This window comes from Streptomyces doebereineriae (assembly GCF_031845645.1).
Lineage (GTDB): Bacteria > Actinomycetota > Actinomycetes > Streptomycetales > Streptomycetaceae > Streptomyces > Streptomyces canus.
The window spans coordinates 103,356-121,591 of record NZ_JAVREZ010000028.1; the positions used below are offsets into that span (position 1 = coordinate 103,356).

Below are 18,236 nucleotides of genomic sequence, written 5' to 3' on the forward strand. Positions count from 1 at the left end.
TCGCTCAGGTACGAACTTGCACGTGTGGGTTCTGGGTCTGGCTCGTTGCTTGCCGTGTGCGCGGCAGGGACGGGTGTCGGCACGCACTGCCGGATGTCCGGGCGTCTGAACGCAGCCGAACGATCATTTTCTGCTGCCGGACAGACAAGAGCGACTGGTCCTGCCGATCCCATGAGGGGCGCACGAAGGATTTGAGGGGGCGCACGGCCTATTTCGTAGGCGACGGGTCCTCCAGGTCCAACTCGAGAACGGCGACTCCGGCCTCTCCCGCCATGGCGAGGACGACCTTGTTGACGGATGTGCCTGAGAGGCGCACGGACAGCGTGTGCACAGGATTTCCCGTGGCCAGCTGCAGGACACACCGAGACGTCGCCGCATCCCAGACTCGGATCGTGCCGTCCCGAGAGGAACTGGCGACGTAGGAGCGAGGGACATCAGCGGACGTTGTCCAGGTAGCGATGGCTTCGACGGCATCTGTGTGCCCTTGAAGCCTTTCGCCGATGGGCGCGAGGGCGCGCAGGTCCCACAGGCGCACCGTGCCGTCATCTCCACCGCTGGCGAGGAAAGGCGGAAACAGGGAGGTGCCTGCGTTGATGGCCACGGCATTGATGATTCCCTGCAGACAGTAGAAAACGTGTCGGGGCGCATGGTCCGTGGCGTCCCACAGGCGCACCGTCCCGTCCGTACTGCCAGAAGCGAACCAGTCTGCGCTGACTCCGTCGGACGCCGCCGACACGGTTCGGACCGTGTAGGAATGCCGCCACAGCTGTAGCGGTCGTTCTCTGTCCAGGTCCCAGAGCCGGACTGTGAAATCGTCGCCGCTGATGGCCAACCGCCGTCCATCGCAGGCCGCGGTCGAGGCGAGGGCGCGTATGGGCTGGGAGTGCCCCTTGAGAAGGATGCCGGCAGCAGTACCGCGTACAGGGTCCCAGGACCTGATGCTGTGGTCGGATGCCGCCCAGAGGAGTAAGCGGCGGCCCTCGTTCTCCGGTGCCCAGCTGAGTGCGGACGAGGCATGCTTCGAGTCTCTGCCGAACGAGCCGGTGACCGTCCCGCTGAGGGTGTCCCAGACCTGGGTCTGTGCGGTGCTGTAGTTGACGGCCACGTGCGGGGTGGCAACGGACTCCGGAGCGATTGCCGCGGCTACGGCGGCGGGGGCTGTGGCGGTGCCCCGGATCGCGTGGCGGATGGCAGGCGTGTCCCAGAGCCTGACGGTGTTGTCCCGAGCGGTGGAGGCGAGTTGGTCACAGTCGTCGGCCGAGATCGTGCGCAGGGCTGTCACGGTGTCTGTGTGTCCAGTGAGCTGACCAGTCCTGTGCCTGGTGTTCATGTCCCACAGGTCGATCGTTGATCCTGAGCCGGCTGCGGCGAGCAGGTCCGAGCCGTCTATGCGCAATGCCGCCAGGGCGGTGACGGGCTCTCCCTCCCCTTGGAAGGTGGCTTGGGGGCCTGAGTCCGTATCCCACAGGGTGATGGAGCCGTCGCTGTGGCCGGTTGCGACCCGGCCCGGCAAGGTCGTGTCAGTCAGGCACCTGACCGGAGTGCCGACTGGGTACTCATGCAGTAATCGGTGATCCGCGGTGTCCCAGACTTTCAGCGTGTGGCCGGCACCGAGCAGCAGCTGTCGACCGCCGGGGCCCACGGCGAAGGCCAGTGCGAATGCGGCCCGTTCCAACGGGTGAGCGCTCATGTCGGCCAGGTGGAGTCCCTCCGAGTGCTCGCGCCAGAGTTTCACCGCGCCGTCACCGTTGATCGCTGCGACGGTCAAGGTCCCTGCGTCGTTGTGGTATCCGGTGACAGCAGCGGTCCAGGTCCGCCCCCCGAACGTCATATGGTCAAGCAGCGTTCCTCGGATCGTGTCCCAGACGCGTACCGTGCCGTCGGCGCTGCCAGAGACAAGCGCTCCACCGTGGGTGGAGCGCGCCACGAAGAACAGGCACCGCACGTCGCCGTCGTGTGCGGGAATCCGATCCCCGACGGATGCACCGGTAGCCATGTCGATGAGCTCGATGCCGCCCGACACAGTGCCCACAGCCAGCAGTTCAGCACCACCGGGACCTCCGGCCGTGGCCAGCGAGAGACTGCGACGGCTGAGTGTCGCGAGTACGTTGGAGGGCGGCGCCCATTGTGACCAGAGGACACACAGACGGGAGCCCGCGAACTCTGCGGCTTCCTGAGGCAGGCGTTGACGAGGAACACCGGGAAACTGCAAGGCCGTGTAGGCCAGATGCAGACTCGAGCAGCGGGAGGGGAGATCCGCGTCCTGGACGTAGGGCTCGATGGCAGCCCATGCGGTGAGCCACGCCCGGTCCGTTCGGTGGGCGTGCGAGCGACCGAGAAGTCCCCGGACCCCGTCGCCGGAGATCCACGGCAGCAGGCCAGGCGGCACGTGGCTGTCATCCAGCGCCTCGCCGAGCGCGGCATGGTGAGCCAGATGCCGGGTCAGATAGGGGTGCGGCACGGCCACTGCATCAGGCTTGACCAAACGTGCCAGTGTCGCCGCGATGTGTGCATGGGCCTGCTTCTCGTCGGCGTGGGCATTGCTCTGCCGGTCATCCGGTTTCATCCAAGGCCCTCCTCATCTCGTGCGGCGGCTGAGGCCAGTGGCGCAGCATCACCCCGAGTTGCTCGTGGGCGGGTCGGTACACAACGTGGTCATCCTCAATGTCATGCGTGAGGTATCCGGCAAGTCGGCCTTCGAGGAGCCGTCGGATCTTCTCGTCGGCGTGATCGATACGGGCCTGCAGCAGCGCTGAAGCCACGGCCGGCCATACTTGGGCCCACGGTATTCCGCGCCCCAGCCCGAAGGCGGTGGCGCGCAGCAGCGCGAGCGCCTCCTCCCTGTTCAGGCCGTCATCGCCGACCTGGTTGAGATCTTGCTCGAACAGGCCCACGGTGCCCCGGTCGAGCCGCGAGAGCCACAACTGGTCGCGAAGCAGTGTGATTCCGTCGCTGCGACGCAACTGTTCGGCGGCCAAGCGGGCGTCCAGGAAAGACCGACCTGCATGACGTGCCACATGCTCCGCTGCCGAGGCGATCATCTTCGGGTCGGTGCCCCACGGCGTCCCGGCCAACAGAGCAGTCACATAGGCAGCGATATCCGCCTCCACCCCCTCGCCATCCGTCCGCACCACCTGCGCTGCCGGGAAGACAAGTTGGAGTTCCTGCAACAGCCCTCTCAGGCCGGTGGCGACGGCTGCCCCCGGCGTGCCCGGGCTGGTGCTGCGGACCCCGAGGAGGAGACGCAGGCAACTGTGGCCAGAGGGCGGTTCGGCCGGCGTGGAGTCGGCAGCCTGCGCGGGGATGGAGATTCTGTCCGCAATACGAGGCCGGTCGGCATAGCCGGCGAGAGGCACGAGAACATCTCGGATGCAGGCACCGGCGTCCGGAGATTCGTCGAGGCCGTCGACGACCACCGTGACCGTGCCCCTCTGACGGGTCGTGAAGAAGGTGCGCAGTCCTTCCTGCCATTGCCGCAGAGCATCTGCCGCAGGTTGCGTGCGGTCACGTTCACCGCCCAGTCGGGTACCGATGGCTTCGATCAGGCTCAGCGGCCCGCGATTGCGGGCCGACACCGCCACGTGGATCGTTCCCTCGTCCGGGACGGTGTCCGCGGGTGCCTTGCTCACTGCCTCCGCGTAGCGAGGTGACGCTCGGAAGGCGGAATCGCTGAGCGTGACTGCCCGGGCCAGTACCGCGGATTTCCCACTGGCGGCGGTGCCGGTCACGATGAGGACGCCCGCGGGGCCTTTGACGAAGGCTGCCAGTCGGCGGTTGAGTTCCTGCCGGCCGGAGAAGTACCAGCCGGGATCGTCGCGGCTGGCGCGGCCGCTGGCGCGGTCCAGCCAGTACTCCAGTTCTTCGGGCGTGGCTGCGACTTCCTCTCTGGCTTCCGTGACCACCTGCGGTTTGGGCCGGTAGCCAGGGTTGGGCAGGGTAGGGGTCGGGGCGCTGAGCTTGCCGTGGAGAACTGTGCGGGGACCCGCGAGTGAGAGGTCACGTTCTTCGTTGAGTCGCTCGGTGGCCTGCTCGAGGGCCTGCATGAATTCGGAGATCGACAGGTGCGGACGGGCGATACCGGCCGCGTCCTGAAGCCACTCGAAGGCCATGCGCAGGACGACGGCGAACTCGCGGCCCAACACCGGGGAACGGGCCCCCGTCGTCGCCACGACGTTCAGCCTCCTCTCCGGGGTCCCTGGCCGGACAAGGTCGCGGGCCAGGGCCCTGAGCTCTACATCGATGCCTTCTGCCTCACAGGCGTTGACGATGACGAGTACGTGGCGAGCCTGCGAGTCGAGAGCCGCGATGACGACCTCGTTGGTCGGCATGCCCGTCGCCAGCAGCCGATCGGTGTCAGTGCCGGGCAGAAGCAGAAAGTGTCTGGTGGACCTGCCGACAGCGCCGTGTGACGTGACGTAGAGGACCAGCGCCTCGTCTTCTGCCGCCTCCCGGATGCCGGAGCTGTGCAAGAAACGCTCCACATCGTGACGTTCTTCCGGCGCACGCAGAATGGTCTGTACAAACCCTTCTCCCGGTGCCGGCCCTGCCTTCCACCACGCAGTCACGACCGAGAGCTGTTCCTCGATCGCCTTGGCGAACTCGGGGTCTCCGTCCTCCACCGTCACGATGACCAGTGAGCCCGCGGCCGGCCCTGCGCCCTCTTCACCCTTCGACGGATCGGCCTGCCCGACTAAGCCAATCTCCCCGTGCTCCCCCTGCATGTTCTCTATTGTTCACAGCCATGAATCGCCACGGGCCAGAACCTGCGAACTCCTCCGCCGCATCAGCTGTGACTGCCGACGTCACCCAGGACGCCGTTGTCATCGTCCCGGGCATCATGGGCAGTGAGCTCTACGACACCGTCACCCAGAAGACCGTCTGGGGCTTATCCGGCGTGTCGTGGCTCTTGAAGGCATGGACACGACCCAAGGGCCTCGATCCGCTGCGCCTGACTCCGGAGGAGTTGGAAGGCAAGACCACCCGGATCAAGCCCACTCAACTGATGCGCCACTCATCCTGGACTCCCTACCTCCAGGGGTTCGAGCCCTACACCAACCTGATCAACGCGGTCCAAGCCTGCGTCGCCGATTCGGCCGCTGTCCTGGAGTTCGCCTACGACTGGCGCCTGCCTGTAGCCGTCAACGGCCGCCTGTTGGCCGAGGCCGCCCGCCGGCACCTGACCGCCTGGCGACTGCATCCTGCTCATGACGCCGCTCGGCGCAACCGTGTCGACGAGCGTCCCGCACGCCTCGTCTTCGTCGCCCATTCCATGGGAGGCCTCGTCACTCGGGCCGCCCTTGATGCCACACACGACGGCGCCCTGGCCGACGACACCCGCGCCGTACTCACCCTTGGTACGCCCTTCTACGGTGCGGTGAAGGCAGCCGCGATCCTCAACACCGGGCGCGGTGGCCCAGTCCCGCTGCCGCACCGGCAACTGCAATCCATCTCAGCGACCATGCCAGGCCTTCATGATCTTCTTCCGCACTACGCCTGCCTCATCGACGGGAACGATGTCCGTCGACTCGCCCCCAGCGATGTGAAAGGCATCGGCGGTAACGCCGAACTCGCCCAAGCTGCAGTCGAGTTCCAAGAAAAGCAGGCCAACGTGAGGCTGCCCGGGCACTGGGCGGTGACCGGCACCAACCAGGCCACCATGCAGAGTCTCACCCTCCGCGACGGCGTGGTTCACCCGCATCACCACGGAGCCCGCCAGCACACCAGTGGTGACTTCATCCGCGACTCGCGCGGCGACCTGAGGTTCTACGACGTCAAGGGCGACGGCACCGTCTACAAGGATTCCGCAGCCGTCGGACCCGCGGTCACACCACTTCCCCTACAGCATGGAGCTGTTGCTTCCGATCGCGTCGCGCTCAAGGCCGTAGCGGAAATGCTGCGGGACGACGAACACTTGGGCCCGCCTCAGGGCGCCCCCGGCTGCGGACTGGACGTTCCTGACCTGGTAGAAGTCGGAACCGTTTGGAACATCACGCTCAGCGACGTGGATTCCTTGGCCGGCCTCCGGTGTGAAATAGCCGACGCCACGGGTCAGAACTCGCGGGTCCTCAAAGCGGGCTGGGGCGAGGGACATATCAAGGCCAGGGCTACCGTGAATGTTCCTGGCTTGTACCGTGTCACGGTTCGCACCGCTGACGGCCACACCATCACCCAACTTGTGCTGGCCGGTGAGGGCGGCGCCATGCGGGAAGTGGAATAGAGCCACCCAACTGGTGCCGGCCTGGCTCCCGGACGCACACCCGGCCGCGTCCCGCCTCACCGCGGCCGTCTGCGTCAGCGAGCACCCGCCACCCTGGAGTTGCTCCGCGACCGTCATGAAGATGCGGTCCGCTTCAGCGCATGCCGGACGCCCCGTTCACGGTCAGCCGAGGGCGCTCAGCTGCGCGACCTCGTCGTCGGTCAGCGAGATGGTCGCTGCGGCGACGTTGTCCTCCAGGTGGGCGACCTTGGAGGTGCCGGGGATCGGCAGGATCACCGGGGAACGGTGCAGGAGCCAGGCGAGTGCCAGCTGGGCGGGAGTGGCCTCGTGGCGGGCGGCGGCCTCCGCGAGGATGCCGCCCGGCTGCGCCAGCTGCCCGGTCGCCAGCGGGAACCACGGGATGAACGCGATGCCCTCCCGCTCGCAGTGCTCGAGCACCGCCTCGGAGCCGCGCTCGGCGAGGTTGAAGAGGTTCTGCACGGACACGATCGGGACGTACTGCTGCGCCTCCACCAGCTGCTCGACCGTCACCTCCGACAGGCCGACGTGCCGGATCTTGCCCTGATCCCGCAGCTCGGCGAGCGCGCCGACCTGCTCGGCCAGTGGCACGTTCGGGTCGACCCGGTGCAGCTGGTAGAGGTCGATGCGGTCCAGCCTCAGACGCTGAAGGCTTCCGTCCACGCACTGCCGCAGGTACTCCGGACGGCCGTCCGGTACCCACTGGGCGGGCCCCGGACGGGTGTTCGCGCCCTTCGTCGCGATCAGCAGGTCGTCGGCGTACGGGTGGAGCGCCTCGGCGATCAGGTTCTCGTTGACGTACGGCCCGTACGCGTCGGCGGTGTCGATGAGTGTGACGCCGAGCTCGACTGCACGGCGCAGCACCCGGATCGCCTCGTCGCGGTCGGCGGGCTCACCCCACACGCCCGGGCCGGTGAGCTGCATGGCGCCGTAGCCGAGCCGGTGTACCGGCAGGTCACCGCCGATGGAGAAGGTGCCGCTCGCCGCTACGGGGCGGACTGTCGGATCGCTCATGGTGTCCTCGCTCTTCGTTCGCGTTGATGTGTGTCCGGGCCCCCTGTGTTCGGATCAGGTCAGGGCTTCAGCAGGACCTTGATGGCGCTGCGTTCGTCCATCGCCCGGTAGGCGTCGGCGGCCCGGTCGAGGGGGAGGGTGAGGTCGAAGACCTTGCCCGGGTCGATCTGCCGGGTCCAGATCAGGTCGATCAGCTGCGGCAGGTACTGGCGGACCGGGGCCGGGCCGCCGTGCAGGTGCACATGGGAGAAGAACAGCTCCTGGCCGTCGAGCGTGACGTCGTGGGAGACACCGACGTAGCCGACGTGGCCGCCGGGACGGGTGGAGCGGATCGCCTGGAGCATCGATTCCTGGGTGCCGACCGCCTCGATGACGGAGTGTGCGCCCAAGCCGTCGGTCAGCTCCTTGATCTTCGCCACGCCCGCGTCGCCGCGCTCGGTGACGATGTCGGTCGCGCCGAACTCCAGGGCCAGCTTCTGGCGGGAGTCGTGCCGGCTCATGGCGATGACCCGCTCCGCGCCGAGCTGCCGGGCGGCCAGCACGCCGAGCAGGCCGACCGCGCCGTCACCGACCACGGCGACCGTCCTGCCGGGACCCGCCTGGGCGGCGACGGCTGCGAACCAGCCGGTGCCGAGCACGTCGGAGGCGGTCAGCAGGCTCGGGATCAGGTCGGCGTCGGGTGCGCCCGGGGTGGCGACGAGGGTGCCGTCGGCGAGCGGCACGCGCAGCCGCTCCGCCTGGGCGCCCATCTCGTTCATCCACTCGCGCTGGACGCACGAAGTCTGGTAGCCGGAACGGCAGTTGGCGCAGGTGTTGTCCGAAGCGGAAAAGCCGCCGACCACGAACTGACCCGGCTCGACGCTGGTGACGGCGCTGCCGACCTCCTCCACCACGCCCACGTACTCATGGCCGATCGGGGAGCGTGCCTCGAAGGGCTCGGCCCCGCGGTACGGCCACAGGTCCGAGCCGCACACACAGGCCGCCGCCACCCGGATGACCGCGTCGGTCGGCTCGAGGATCTTCGGGTCTTCGCGCTCCTCCACCCGGAAGTCACCGGGGGCGTGCATCACGACACCGCGCATGGCGGGCTCCTTGCATACGGGGGACCGGCTGGGTAGGACGGCCGGGCGGGCTGGGTGCCACGGCATCCAGGTAACCGGTGTTCCGGTTGGTCAACCAGTTGCTGTTGAACCATGTACTGGCAGTACATCCCTACGGCCGCGCAGACGTCGTACGGTCAGGGGTGTGGACAACCGTGACGAAGTCCGCGAGTTCCTCACCTCGCGGAGAGCCAAGATCACCCCGGAGCAGGCCGGACTGCCGGCCGGCACCCGGCGCCGCGTGCCCGGACTGCGCCGCAGCGAGGTCGCCACGCTGGCCGACGTCAGCGTCGACTATTACGGCAAGCTCGAGCGCGGCAACCTGGCCGGTGTCTCCCCCGCGGTGCTCGAATCGGTCGCCCGCGCACTCCAGTTGGACGACGTCGAACGGGCGCATCTGCTCCACCTGGCCCAGGCACAGGAGGGCTCCGACACCCTTGCCCGCCCCCGGTCACGTTCAAGTCGGCAGCGGACCTTGCCCAAAAGCCTGCAGTGGGCCCTGGACGCCGTCACCACCGGGCCCGCGTTCGTGACGAACGGCCGCCAGGACCTGCTCGCCGCCAACCAACTGGGCCGCGCCTTCTTCGCCGACATGTACGACAGCGGCACCCAGCCGCCGAACATGGCCCGCTTCCAGTTCCTCGACCCGGCGGCCCGCCGCTTCTACCCGGACTGGGACCTCATCGCCGACATGACGGTGGACGTGCTGCGCACCGAGGCCGGCCGCAACCCGCACGACAAGGACCTGCACGACCTGGTGGGTGAGCTGTCCACCCGCAGCGATGCCTTCCGCACCCGCTGGGGCTCCCACAACGTGCGCCGTCACGGCAGCGGCATCAAACGCTTCCACCACCGGGTCGTCGGCGAGCTCACCCTTGCCTGGCACGGCTCGGCCGCGGACGACGAACCCGGCCTCACCCTCCTCATCTACACCGCCGAACCCGGCTCGCCCTCCGAAGAGGCCCTACGCCTGCTCGCCTCCTGGACCGCCTCCCACGACGATGCCGCCCCTGCCGACAGCCTCTGACGGCACAGCTGGACGGAGAGGACCGACATGGCACTGATCCTGGTGACCGGCGCAGCCGCCGGGCTGGGGCGCGACACGGCGAGCGCGTTGGCCGACGACGGGCACGACGTGGTCGTCCACGTCCGGAACCCGGCCCGGCTCGCCGACGCGGAGGACACCGGCCGGTGGAAGGGCGTCGTCACGGGTGACCTCGCCGATCTCGACGAGATCCGCGACGTCGCCCGGCAGGCGGCCGCGTTCGGCCGCTTCGACACCGTCATCCACAACGCCGGCACCATGAACACCCGTGACGCGGGCACGGTCAACACGGTCGCGCCCTATGTGCTGACGGCCCTGATGGCCAAGCCGGCCAGGCTCGTCCACCTCAGCAGTTCCATGCACCGCGGCGGCTCCACCGACCTGCGACGGCTGGCCGCCGGTTCCGCGTCCTACGACGACAGCAAGCTGTGGGTCACCACCCTCGCGCTCGCCTTCGCGTCCCGGTGGGAGGGAACCACGAGCCACGCGGTCGACCCCGGGTGGGTGCCCACACGGATGGGCGGTGCCGGCGCACCGGACGATCTGATCGAAGGGCACCGGACCCAGGTGTGGCTCGCCACGCACGACGGCGTGACCCCGAGCACCGGCGGCTACTGGTACCACCGGCGGACGCAGACACCGCACCCGGCGGCGCGGGACGAAGAGTTCCAGGCCCGGCTCATCCGGTTCCTGGAGAGCCACACAGGCGTTCCGCTCGGCTGAGGCGGGTCGCAAGCGGCGTACGACCCAAAATGGATAGGTTAATCCGATTGCTAGAGTGGCCGGTATGACCCCTGGCGCCCAGCACTCAGACGGTCCCGCGGTGCAGCCGCTGCGCAGTGACGCCGAGCGCAACCGGGAGCGGATCATCGCCGCCGCGCGCACGGTGTTCGCGCGTGACGGCCTGAACGCGTCGATGGCCTCTGTGGCCCGCGAGGCGGGTGTGGGGATCGCGACCATGTTCCGCCGCTTCCCCACGAAGGAGGAACTGGTGGACGCCGTCTTCTCCGACCGCATGGGTGCGTACGTCGACGTGGTCACCGTCGCCCTGGAGGACCCCGACCCCTGGAACGGCTTCGTCGGGTACATCGAGACCGCCTGCGCGATGCAGGCCGCCGACAGCGGCTTCGCCGACGTCCTGACCATGACCTTCCCCACCGCCGAGGTCCTGGAGGAGCGCCGCAACCGGGCGTACGAGGCCATGCTGGTCCTCATCGACCGCGCCAAGGCCACCGGCCGCCTGCGCGAGGACTTCGACCCCTCGGACCTGGTGCTGATCCACATGGCCAACGCCGGCGTCGTCAACGCCACCGGCGACGCCGCCCCGGACGCCTGGCGACGCGTCGTCGCCCTGATCATCCAGTCCCTCGAGGCCCCGGCGCGCGGTCCCCTGCCCGCCTCACCCGGGCACGAACCCCTCTACAAGGCCATGCTCCGCGCCGGGCAGGGCACCTCCGCACCGCCGTCGGGCAAGAGCGGCTGACCTCGGGGCGTCAGAGGAGGGGGACCCGGGTGAAGTGGCTCGCCGCGTGGAGTTCGGTCTCCAGGCGGGTCGCCGTGAGACGCAGTTCCGGGAGGATCTCCGCCACGCATTCCTCGGCCGTGCGGCCCGCCGCGTGCAGGGCCACGTTCACGGCGGCGACCACCCGGCCCGTACGGTCGCGGACGGGGACGGCGATGGTACGAAGCCCGTCCTCCCAGTCTTCGTCCAGCAGGGCGTAGCCCTGGGTGCGGACGCGGTCGGAGTCGGCGGAGCCCTCCGTGTCGGCCAGCAGGACCCGGCCCAGGGAGGTCGCCGAGGCCGGCAGGCGCGTGCCGGTCCTGATGTCCACGCCCATGATCCGGGGGGACACGGCCCTCGCCGTGTACTGGATCTCGGCCCCCTCGCCCGACCTCGGCGGCACCAGGACCGCCAGGGCCGTCGACTCCCTCACCCGTGCCGAGAGGTCGGCCAGGTGCGGGGCCGCGATGCGCGGGAGGGTCGTACGGGAGAGGGGTGGGAAGCCCAGGGACAGGACCCGCGGGGTGAGGCCGAAGGTGCGGGACTCCGGCTGCTGGCGGACCAGGCCGAGGTGTTCGTAGGTGATCAGGGCCCGGCGGGCCGTCGCCCTCGCCAGGCCGGTCGCCCGGGCCACGTCCGTCAGCGTCAGCGCGGCCCTGCCCTCGCCGAACGCCGTCAGGATCGTCAGACCGCGCGCCAGGGACTCGATGAACTCCCGGCCCAGTTCGTGCTTGGCCGCACCGATCCACGTGGCCGATCCCGAGGGGGGCGGGCCCGGGTCCGGGTCCGGGGTGGACGCCAGTTCGCGTTGCATCTCCGCCACCGTCGCCCGCAGCCGCGGCAGCAGGGTCTCGCGCAGGTCCGCCGCGGTGTGGCGGCTGGTGTGGCTCACGACGTTCGCCACGCAGGCGACCCGGGCCGTGCGCGGGTCCCGTACGGGGACGGAGACCGCCACCAGCCCCGGCTCGATCAACTGGTCGTCCAGGGCCCAGCCGTCCCTTGCCGCCTGTGCCGCCTTCGCCTCGAACTCCCCCTCCCCGGCCGGGAGTTCCCGAGGCGGTACGGCGGGAAAGCCCCGGTCCTGCGGGTCCGCCGCCCGGCGTTCGCGCCAGGCCCGCCAGTCGGCTTCGGTCCACTCGGACGCGAACAGGGGCCCCGGCGCGGTGCGTTCGGCGGGGAGCAGGTCCCCGATGCGGAAACTCAGGGACATCGCGCGGCGGCGGGTGGCCTGGTGGATGAAGCGGATGCCGTCGCGGTCGGCGACCGCCAGCGACACCGACTCGTCCAGCTCGTCGGCGAGGGCGTCGGCCCGCTCGGACAGCAGAGCGGGCAGGCGCAGGGCGGCGAGATAGGCGTTGCCGAGTTCCATGAGCCGGGGGGTGATCACCGCGTCCCGGCCGTCCAGGCGGACGTATCCCATGCGGGCCAGCGTGGACGTGATGCGGTCGACCGTGGAACGCGCCAGACCCGTCGCCCGCTCCAGAGCGCTCGGGCTCAGCGTCCCGCCCGCCTCTGTGAGCTCCCGCAGCACCCCGACCCCCCGGATCAGCGGCGCGACCGCCTCGGCCGGCACGGCGGACTCCGGCACCGGCAGGGATGTGAGCGTGTCAGCGGGCATCGGTTCTCCGGTACGGCGGTCGCGGGACGCCTACGGTAATCCGAACGTCGGTCACGGCACGCCCACGGACACCCGACTCGGCAGGTCGCCCCGCGACTACTCCCGCGTGACCCGCACCCGGTAGTCGCCGTCCCCGTCCTCCCCCTCCACCCGCACCCGGACCCCCTGGCCCGGATCCCGGAACTCCTCGCCGACCGTGAACGACGCGTCCGAGAGTTCCGCGTGGACGTTGGGGCTCCGCGTGCACCCTCCGCTGTTGCGCCGCGAGTCGTACACCCGCACAGGGCCCCGCCCGGTGTCCACGTCCGCGTCGACCTTGTAGACGAGGACCCCCGGCCGGCACACCGTCTCGTCGTTGCCCTCGCGGGTGCGGAGTTCGACCGCGTAGCCGGTGCGGCTGCCGAGGGGGACGAAGAGGAGTTTGGTGCCGAGGCCTGCCCGGGCCAGCGGGGTCAGGGTGTACTCCGAAGTTCCGTGCTCCGTCACGCAGTTGACCTGTGCCGCGTCCAGCCAGCCCAGCTTCCACTTGTGCCAGCCGAGGAGGTCGTTGTTGGCGCCCCAGTCCTCGCTCATGATGTCCCAGTGGCCGACCGCGCTCCCGCCCGCCTGGGTGTAGAGGTCGGGCAGGCCGAAGACATGGCCGTTCTCATGGGGCAGGACCCGGTAGCCGGTCTGCGCGTAGGAGCCGGAGCCGTCGTCCTGGCGGGAGTAGACGAAGGAGGCGTTGGCGACCGGGACGCCGTCGGCGACCGGGGCGTCGGGGTTGCCGGCGAAGCTCACCGACAGGACCGTGTCGAGGGCGGAGGGACCGGCGTTCGGGGTCACCAGCACGTTCAGGAAGTCGTAGGACCGGAAGTCCACCTGGGGATCGGCGGCGGTCACGATGTCCTGGACCAGTCGGCGGTAGCCCGGGTCGAAGGGGGCGCCGCGCTCTATGCCGTAGGCCCGGAAGGACTTCGGCATGCGCAGCCAGTCGGTGATCGGGGCCTCGGGTCGGTAGTCGAGACGGCCGTAGGAACTGGTGCGGAACCAGTCCTGGGTCTGCGGGAAGAACTCGCGGAATCGGTCGAGCGCGGGCCCGGAGCCGGGTGCGTCGGAGAAGTCGATCATCAGGGTGAGGGCGCGGACGGTGCCGGTGGAGCGGGAGTAGCCGCCGGGTGTGGGCAGGCCCTCGGACATCTGGACCGCCGGGCCGCCGCTGATCAGACAGGCGTCGTGGGCATCGGAGCGGGCCACGGCGATCGGACCGGCGGTCGTGGCACCCGGAGCGAGGCGCTCGGTGCCGGCCGAGGTGCTGACCGCGAGGGTCAGCGTGGTCACGAACACGAGGGCGGCGGCACGGCGCGGGCGTATGCGACGACTCGTCCACGGCATGCGGGCACCCTTCGGAGCGCGGCAGCCGCTGGTCGGAAGGCTGCACCTTCTCGATCACCCTCTGCCGGGGGAGGGGCCGACGCGCGCTGGAGGAGACCGAACGTGGGTACCGCCAGATCTGTGACTCAGGTCACAACATGATTTCTCCTCAACCCGAAATAACCGGGGAGCGTCTCCCCGTTTAGACGTGTGTCCGAGCGAAACGGGGACCGAATCCCCGGATCGCGGAAACCAGACCCCGAGGGGAGCACACCGTGACCGCCACGACGACCGCGCAGCGCAAGGCGCCCCGGCCCCGCGCCGACGCCCTGCGCAACCGCGAGCGGATCGTCACCGCCGCCAGCGAGATGTTCACCGAGTTCGGCCCCGACGTGCCGCTCGACGAGATCGCCCGCCGGGCCGGCGTGGGCAACGCCACGGTGTACCGCAACTTCCCCGACCGCGACGCGCTCGTCCGTGAGGTCGTCTGCTCCGTCATGGACCGGACGGCGGAGGCGGCCGAGCTCGCGCTCGCGGCGACCGGGGACGCCTTCGGCGCGCTGGAGCGCTTCGTGCACACCGCCGCCGATGAGCGGATCACCGCACTGTGCCCGATGGTGCAGGGCACCTTCGACCAGTACCACCCCGACCTGGTGGCCGCACGCGAACGCATGGAGCAGCTCGTCGAGCAGCTCATGGACCGGGCCAGGGCGGCCGGTCAGCTGCGCGGCGACGTGAGCGTCGGTGACCTGATGGTCGCCGTGGCCCAGCTGTCCCGGCCCCCGGCCGGCACCGGCTGCCTCACCCTCGACGGGTTCGTGCACCGCACGCTTCAGCTGTTCCTGGACGGACTGCGGGCCCCGGCCCGGTCCCACCTGCCGGGTGCGGCGCTGACCATGGAGGACCTCCGCCAGGCCTGATCCGACGAGAACCGATTAGTTCAGAGCGCGAGAGCAGTCAGCTACAAAGACTTTCGACCGGCCGTCACCGAAGACGGACCGTCCCCTCAAGACATCTTTTTTCCGTCCCGAAGTACCGGAGTGGGTACCCCCATGTCTGACACAGCCGCAAAGGCACCCGGCGCACCGGCCACGTCCGGTGACGCCAACCGCTGGAAAGCGCTCGTCTTCATCGCGCTCGCCCAGCTGATGGTCGTCCTCGACGCCACCATCGTGAACATTGCCCTGCCGTCCGCCCAGACCGACCTGGGCATCTCCGACGGCAACCGTCAGTGGGTCGTCACGGCCTACGCCCTCGCCTTCGGCGGCCTCCTGCTCTTCGGTGGCCGCATAGCCGACCTGTGGGGCCGCAAGAACGCCTTCGTGGTCGGCCTGATCGGCTTCGCGCTGGCCTCCGCACTGGGCGGCGCGGCCACCAGCGGCGCCATGATGTTCGGCGCCCGTGCCCTCCAGGGCGTCTTCGGCGCGCTGCTCGCGCCCGCCGCGCTCTCCCTGCTCGCCGTGATGTTCACGGACGCCAAGGAGCGCGCCAAGGCCTTCGGCATCTACGGCGCGATCGCCGGTGGCGGCGGAGCCGTGGGCTTCATCCTCGGCGGTGTGCTGACCGAGTACATGGACTGGCGCTGGACCTTCTTCGTGAACATCCCGTTCGCGATCGTGGCCGCGCTCGGCGCGTACTTCGTCATCCGTGAGCCCGAGGGCAGCCGCAACCGCAACCCGCTCGACATCCCCGGCGTCCTGCTGTCCACCCTGGGCCTGGTCGCGCTGGTCTACGGCTTCACCCGCGCCGAGTCCAACGGCTGGGGCGACGCCATGACCGTGGGCATGTTCGTCGCCTCCGCGGTCCTGCTGATCGCGTTCGTCGTCACCGAGGCCCGTACCAAGGCCCCGCTGCTGCCGCTGCGCGTCATCACCGACCGCAACCGCGGCGGGATCTACCTCTCGCTCGGTATCGCGATCATCGCGATGTTCGGCACCTTCCTGTTCCTCACCTACTACCTCCAGATCGTGAAGGGCTTCACGCCGATCAAGACCGGCTTCGCCTTCATGCCGATGATCGTCGGCATGATGGTCGGCTCGACCCAGATCGGCGCCCGCCTGATGACCCGCGTCCCGGCGCGGCTGCTGATGGGCCCCGGCTTCCTGGTCGCCGCGGTCGGCATGCTCCTCATGACCCAGCTGGAGATCGGCTCGTCGTACGCCTCGATCATCCTGCCGGCGATGCTGCTGCTCGGCCTCGGCATGGGTACGGCGTTCATGCCCGCCATGTCCCTGGCCACCCTGGGCGTCGAGCCCCGGGACGCCGGTGTCGCCTCCGCGATGGTCAACACCTCGCAGCAAGTGGGCGGTGCGATCGGTACGGCCCTGCTGAACACGATCGCCGCGTCGGCCACGACCTCCTACATCGCCGACCACATCGGCTCCGCGACCTCCCGGTCGCAGCAGCAGCTGGTGACGCTGGAGGGCCAGGTGCACGGCTACACCAACGCGATCTGGTTCGCCGTCGGCATGCTGGTGCTCGCCGCGGTGATCGTCGTGACCCTCGTCAACGCCGGCCGCACGGACACGGCCACCGTGGCCGGGTCCGGAGAGGGCGCCGAGGAGGAGCTGGCGATCCCGGTCGTCGCCCACTGACGGCGACCGGCCGGTCGTACCCCTTCGAGAACCACGTACGTACGGGGAAGGGGACGCCCCGTACGTACGACCCCAGGAACTGCCCTGGTCCTGCTGAGTGAGCGGCTCAGCGGAGCCAGGGCAGATCCGCGCCCGCCTCGTTCGGCTGGAGTCCCTCGGCGACGATCTGCATGATCTCGCCGAGGGACTTCTGCTGTTCCGGGGTGAGCCGGTCGAAGACGGCGTTGCGTACGGCCCGCACATGGCCGGGCGCGGCGCCCTTCAGCATCTCCAGGCCCGGGTCCGTGAGCACCGCGAACTGGCCGCGCTTGTCGTCCGTGCAGTCCTCCCGGCGCACCCAGCCGTTGCGCTCCAGGCGGGCGATCGCGTGCGAGAGGCGGGACCGGGTGATCTTCGCCCTCATCGCCAGCTCGGTCATCCGCAGCCGCCGGTGCGGGGCCTCGGCCAGCCCCACGAGCAGCCCGTAGTAGATGTGCGGCATGCCCGCGTCCCGCTGGAGCTGGCGGTCGAGATGATCCTCGAGGAGGGTCGTGGCGTGCACATAGGAACGCCAGATGCGCTGCTCTTCGTCGTCGAGCCACTGGGGCTCCTCGTCGGGGACGGATGCCGTGTTCATGTATCCCACTCTACGAGCTCTCTCCTTGAAGCTTAAACAAATGAGGCGTACAGTCATCTCTAGAAGCTTTAAATTTTAAGCATTACCCGCATCGGAAGTACCGGAGGAGTCCCCGCCATGTCCGCCGACACGCTGGAGCGCATGCCCGCCCTCTATCTGAGTCACGGCGCCCCGCCGCTCGCCGACGACCCGATCTGGCCCGGCGAGCTCGCCGCCTGGTCCGCGGACCTGCCCCGCCCCAAGGCGATCCTCATGGTCTCCGCCCACTGGGAGGAGGCCCCCCTCGCCCTCGGCGCGGTACGGACCGTCCCGCTCGTCTACGACTTCTGGGGCTTCCCCGAGCACTACTACAAGGTGACGTACGGCGCCCCCGGCGCCCCCGAACTCGCCGAGTCCGTACGCAAGTTGCTGCGCGCCCCCGGTATCCCCGTACAGGACATCCCGGACCGCGGACTGGACCACGGCGCGTATGTCCCGCTGGTCGAGATGTTCCCCGAGGCCGACATTCCCGTCCTGCAGATCTCCATGCCGACCCTCGACCCGGTCAGGCTCATGGAGATCGGCCGCAAGCTCGCCCCGCTGCGCGACGAGGGTGTCCTGATCGTCGGCTCCGGCTTCTTCACCCACAACCTCGCCGCCCTGCGCCACGCCGGCTCCGGGGTGCCCACCTGGTCCTCGGAGTTCGACGACTGGGGCCGCCGGGCACTGGAGGCGCGGGACGTGGACTCCCTGCTGGACTTCCTCCACAAGGCTCCGGCCGGGCGCTACGCCCATCCGCGCACCGAGCACTTCGCGCCGCTGTTCGTGACGATGGGCGCGGCGGACGTGAGCGGCGAGCTGGACGCGCAGAAGTCCGTCATCGACGGATTCTGGATGGGGATGGCGAAGCGGTCGGTGCAGTTCGGCTGACATCCTCTCGCGGGGGTCGGGAACTGTTGCCGGTTTGCCGAGTATGAGTGACTTCTGGTGAGCGTGGGTGAGTGCCCGTGCTGGATGCGCATGTTCCGTTGTGCGTCGAGAGTCTCCTCCGGCCTGGGATGTCCTGTGGTCCTTTGCTGTCGGGACGGGAACGGGAGTTCCTGGGTCGAATGGGTGACTTTTTCCGGGGTTGCTCGTTGACTGCCGTGACGGGGGTTTTCGGCCTGGCGGGAGGGGGAGCG

General features: G+C 69.4%; 14 protein-coding genes. 7 read left to right on the top strand and 7 right to left on the bottom strand.

The window, feature by feature from the left end; all coding sequences use genetic code 11:
- Positions 1–208 precede the first annotated feature (208 nt).
- Together RNB18_RS46215 and RNB18_RS46220 are read right to left on the bottom strand one after the other, a co-directional pair.
- Positions 209–2,566 carry a WD40 repeat domain-containing protein gene (locus RNB18_RS46215; protein ID WP_311720163.1) on the bottom strand — a complete coding sequence of 786 codons (2,358 nt, stop codon included), beginning with the start codon at positions 2,564–2,566 and terminating at the stop codon, positions 209–211.
- Positions 2,553–4,721 carry a hypothetical protein gene (locus RNB18_RS46220; RefSeq protein ID WP_311720165.1) on the bottom strand — a complete coding sequence of 723 codons (2,169 nt, stop codon included), beginning with the start codon at positions 4,719–4,721 and terminating at the stop codon, positions 2,553–2,555. The genes RNB18_RS46215 and RNB18_RS46220 overlap by 14 nt, the downstream gene beginning before the upstream one ends.
- 68 nt (positions 4,722–4,789) lie before the next feature.
- On the opposite strand from RNB18_RS46220, the gene RNB18_RS46225 reads away from it, so the two are divergent.
- Positions 4,790–6,217, top strand: a complete 1,428-nt coding sequence (locus RNB18_RS46225) for an esterase/lipase family protein (protein WP_311720166.1) — start codon at positions 4,790–4,792, stop codon at positions 6,215–6,217.
- Positions 6,218–6,379: 162 nt separating this feature from the next.
- On the opposite strand, the gene RNB18_RS46230 is transcribed toward RNB18_RS46225, so the two are convergent.
- Both RNB18_RS46230 and RNB18_RS46235 read right to left on the bottom strand, forming a co-directional pair.
- Complete coding sequence (locus RNB18_RS46230) at positions 6,380–7,249, bottom strand: aldo/keto reductase (protein WP_311720167.1); 870 nt, start codon at positions 7,247–7,249, stop codon at positions 6,380–6,382.
- A gap of 59 nt (positions 7,250–7,308) precedes the next feature.
- Positions 7,309–8,331 carry a zinc-dependent alcohol dehydrogenase family protein gene (locus tag RNB18_RS46235; protein WP_311720168.1) on the bottom strand — a complete coding sequence of 341 codons (1,023 nt, stop codon included), beginning with the start codon at positions 8,329–8,331 and terminating at the stop codon, positions 7,309–7,311.
- A gap of 163 nt (positions 8,332–8,494) precedes the next feature.
- Here RNB18_RS46235 and RNB18_RS46240 point away from each other — a divergent pair, with 163 nt between their 5' ends.
- The 3 genes from RNB18_RS46240 (at position 8,495) to RNB18_RS46250 (ending at position 10,877) form a co-directional block, all read left to right on the top strand.
- Positions 8,495–9,376, top strand: coding sequence for a helix-turn-helix transcriptional regulator (locus tag RNB18_RS46240; RefSeq protein WP_311720170.1), 882 nt, complete (start codon positions 8,495–8,497; stop codon positions 9,374–9,376).
- A gap of 27 nt (positions 9,377–9,403) precedes the next feature.
- Positions 9,404–10,117 (top strand): SDR family NAD(P)-dependent oxidoreductase, encoded by a 714-nt coding sequence (locus tag RNB18_RS46245; RefSeq protein ID WP_311720171.1) that lies wholly within the window; start codon positions 9,404–9,406, stop codon positions 10,115–10,117.
- A 64-nt stretch (positions 10,118–10,181) separates the two neighbouring features.
- Positions 10,182–10,877: a TetR/AcrR family transcriptional regulator gene (locus tag RNB18_RS46250; protein ID WP_311720172.1), complete on the top strand. Its 696-nt coding sequence runs from the start codon at positions 10,182–10,184 to the stop codon at positions 10,875–10,877.
- Between the two features lie 10 nt (positions 10,878–10,887).
- Here RNB18_RS46250 and RNB18_RS46255 read toward each other — a convergent pair whose 3' ends face one another.
- Both RNB18_RS46255 and RNB18_RS46260 read right to left on the bottom strand, forming a co-directional pair.
- Positions 10,888–12,513, bottom strand: coding sequence for an IclR family transcriptional regulator domain-containing protein (locus RNB18_RS46255; RefSeq protein WP_311720173.1), 1,626 nt, complete (start codon positions 12,511–12,513; stop codon positions 10,888–10,890).
- Between the two features lie 96 nt (positions 12,514–12,609).
- Positions 12,610–13,887, bottom strand: a complete 1,278-nt coding sequence (locus tag RNB18_RS46260) for a M6 family metalloprotease domain-containing protein (RefSeq protein WP_311720174.1) — start codon at positions 13,885–13,887, stop codon at positions 12,610–12,612.
- Positions 13,888–14,141: 254 nt separating this feature from the next.
- Here RNB18_RS46260 and RNB18_RS46265 point away from each other — a divergent pair, with 254 nt between their 5' ends.
- Both RNB18_RS46265 and RNB18_RS46270 read left to right on the top strand, forming a co-directional pair.
- Positions 14,142–14,786 carry a TetR/AcrR family transcriptional regulator gene (locus tag RNB18_RS46265; RefSeq protein WP_311720175.1) on the top strand — a complete coding sequence of 215 codons (645 nt, stop codon included), beginning with the start codon at positions 14,142–14,144 and terminating at the stop codon, positions 14,784–14,786.
- Between the two features lie 132 nt (positions 14,787–14,918).
- Entirely contained in the window at positions 14,919–16,460 is a 1,542-nt protein-coding gene (locus RNB18_RS46270; RefSeq protein WP_311720176.1) for an MFS transporter, read from the top strand.
- Between the two features lie 106 nt (positions 16,461–16,566).
- Here the strand turns inward: RNB18_RS46270 and RNB18_RS46275 are convergent, their stop codons facing one another.
- Entirely contained in the window at positions 16,567–17,076 is a 510-nt protein-coding gene (locus tag RNB18_RS46275) for a MarR family winged helix-turn-helix transcriptional regulator (RefSeq protein WP_311720177.1), read from the bottom strand.
- 117 nt (positions 17,077–17,193) lie between these two features.
- On the opposite strand from RNB18_RS46275, the gene RNB18_RS46280 reads away from it, so the two are divergent.
- Positions 17,194–17,985, top strand: coding sequence for a dioxygenase family protein (locus RNB18_RS46280; RefSeq protein WP_311720178.1), 792 nt, complete (start codon positions 17,194–17,196; stop codon positions 17,983–17,985).
- Positions 17,986–18,236: the final 251 nt, after the last annotated feature.

Bases quoted from the DNA above. Each gene is read 5' to 3' on its own strand.
- RNB18_RS46215 (WP_311720163.1), bottom strand. From the start codon at position 2,566: ATGAAACCGGATGACCGGCAGAGCAATGCCCACGCCGACGAGAAGCAG.
- RNB18_RS46220 (WP_311720165.1), bottom strand. From the start codon at position 4,721: ATGCAGGGGGAGCACGGGGAGATTGGCTTAGTCGGGCAGGCCGATCCG.
- RNB18_RS46230 (WP_311720167.1), bottom strand. From the start codon at position 7,249: ATGAGCGATCCGACAGTCCGCCCCGTAGCGGCGAGCGGCACCTTCTCC.
- RNB18_RS46235 (WP_311720168.1), bottom strand. From the start codon at position 8,331: ATGCGCGGTGTCGTGATGCACGCCCCCGGTGACTTCCGGGTGGAGGAG.
- RNB18_RS46245 (WP_311720171.1), top strand. From the start codon at position 9,404: ATGGCACTGATCCTGGTGACCGGCGCAGCCGCCGGGCTGGGGCGCGAC.
- RNB18_RS46250 (WP_311720172.1), top strand. From the start codon at position 10,182: ATGACCCCTGGCGCCCAGCACTCAGACGGTCCCGCGGTGCAGCCGCTG.
- RNB18_RS46255 (WP_311720173.1), bottom strand. From the start codon at position 12,513: ATGCCCGCTGACACGCTCACATCCCTGCCGGTGCCGGAGTCCGCCGTG.
- RNB18_RS46260 (WP_311720174.1), bottom strand. From the start codon at position 13,887: ATGCCGTGGACGAGTCGTCGCATACGCCCGCGCCGTGCCGCCGCCCTC.
- RNB18_RS46270 (WP_311720176.1), top strand. From the start codon at position 14,919: ATGTCTGACACAGCCGCAAAGGCACCCGGCGCACCGGCCACGTCCGGT.
- RNB18_RS46275 (WP_311720177.1), bottom strand. From the start codon at position 17,076: ATGAACACGGCATCCGTCCCCGACGAGGAGCCCCAGTGGCTCGACGAC.
- RNB18_RS46280 (WP_311720178.1), top strand. From the start codon at position 17,194: ATGTCCGCCGACACGCTGGAGCGCATGCCCGCCCTCTATCTGAGTCAC.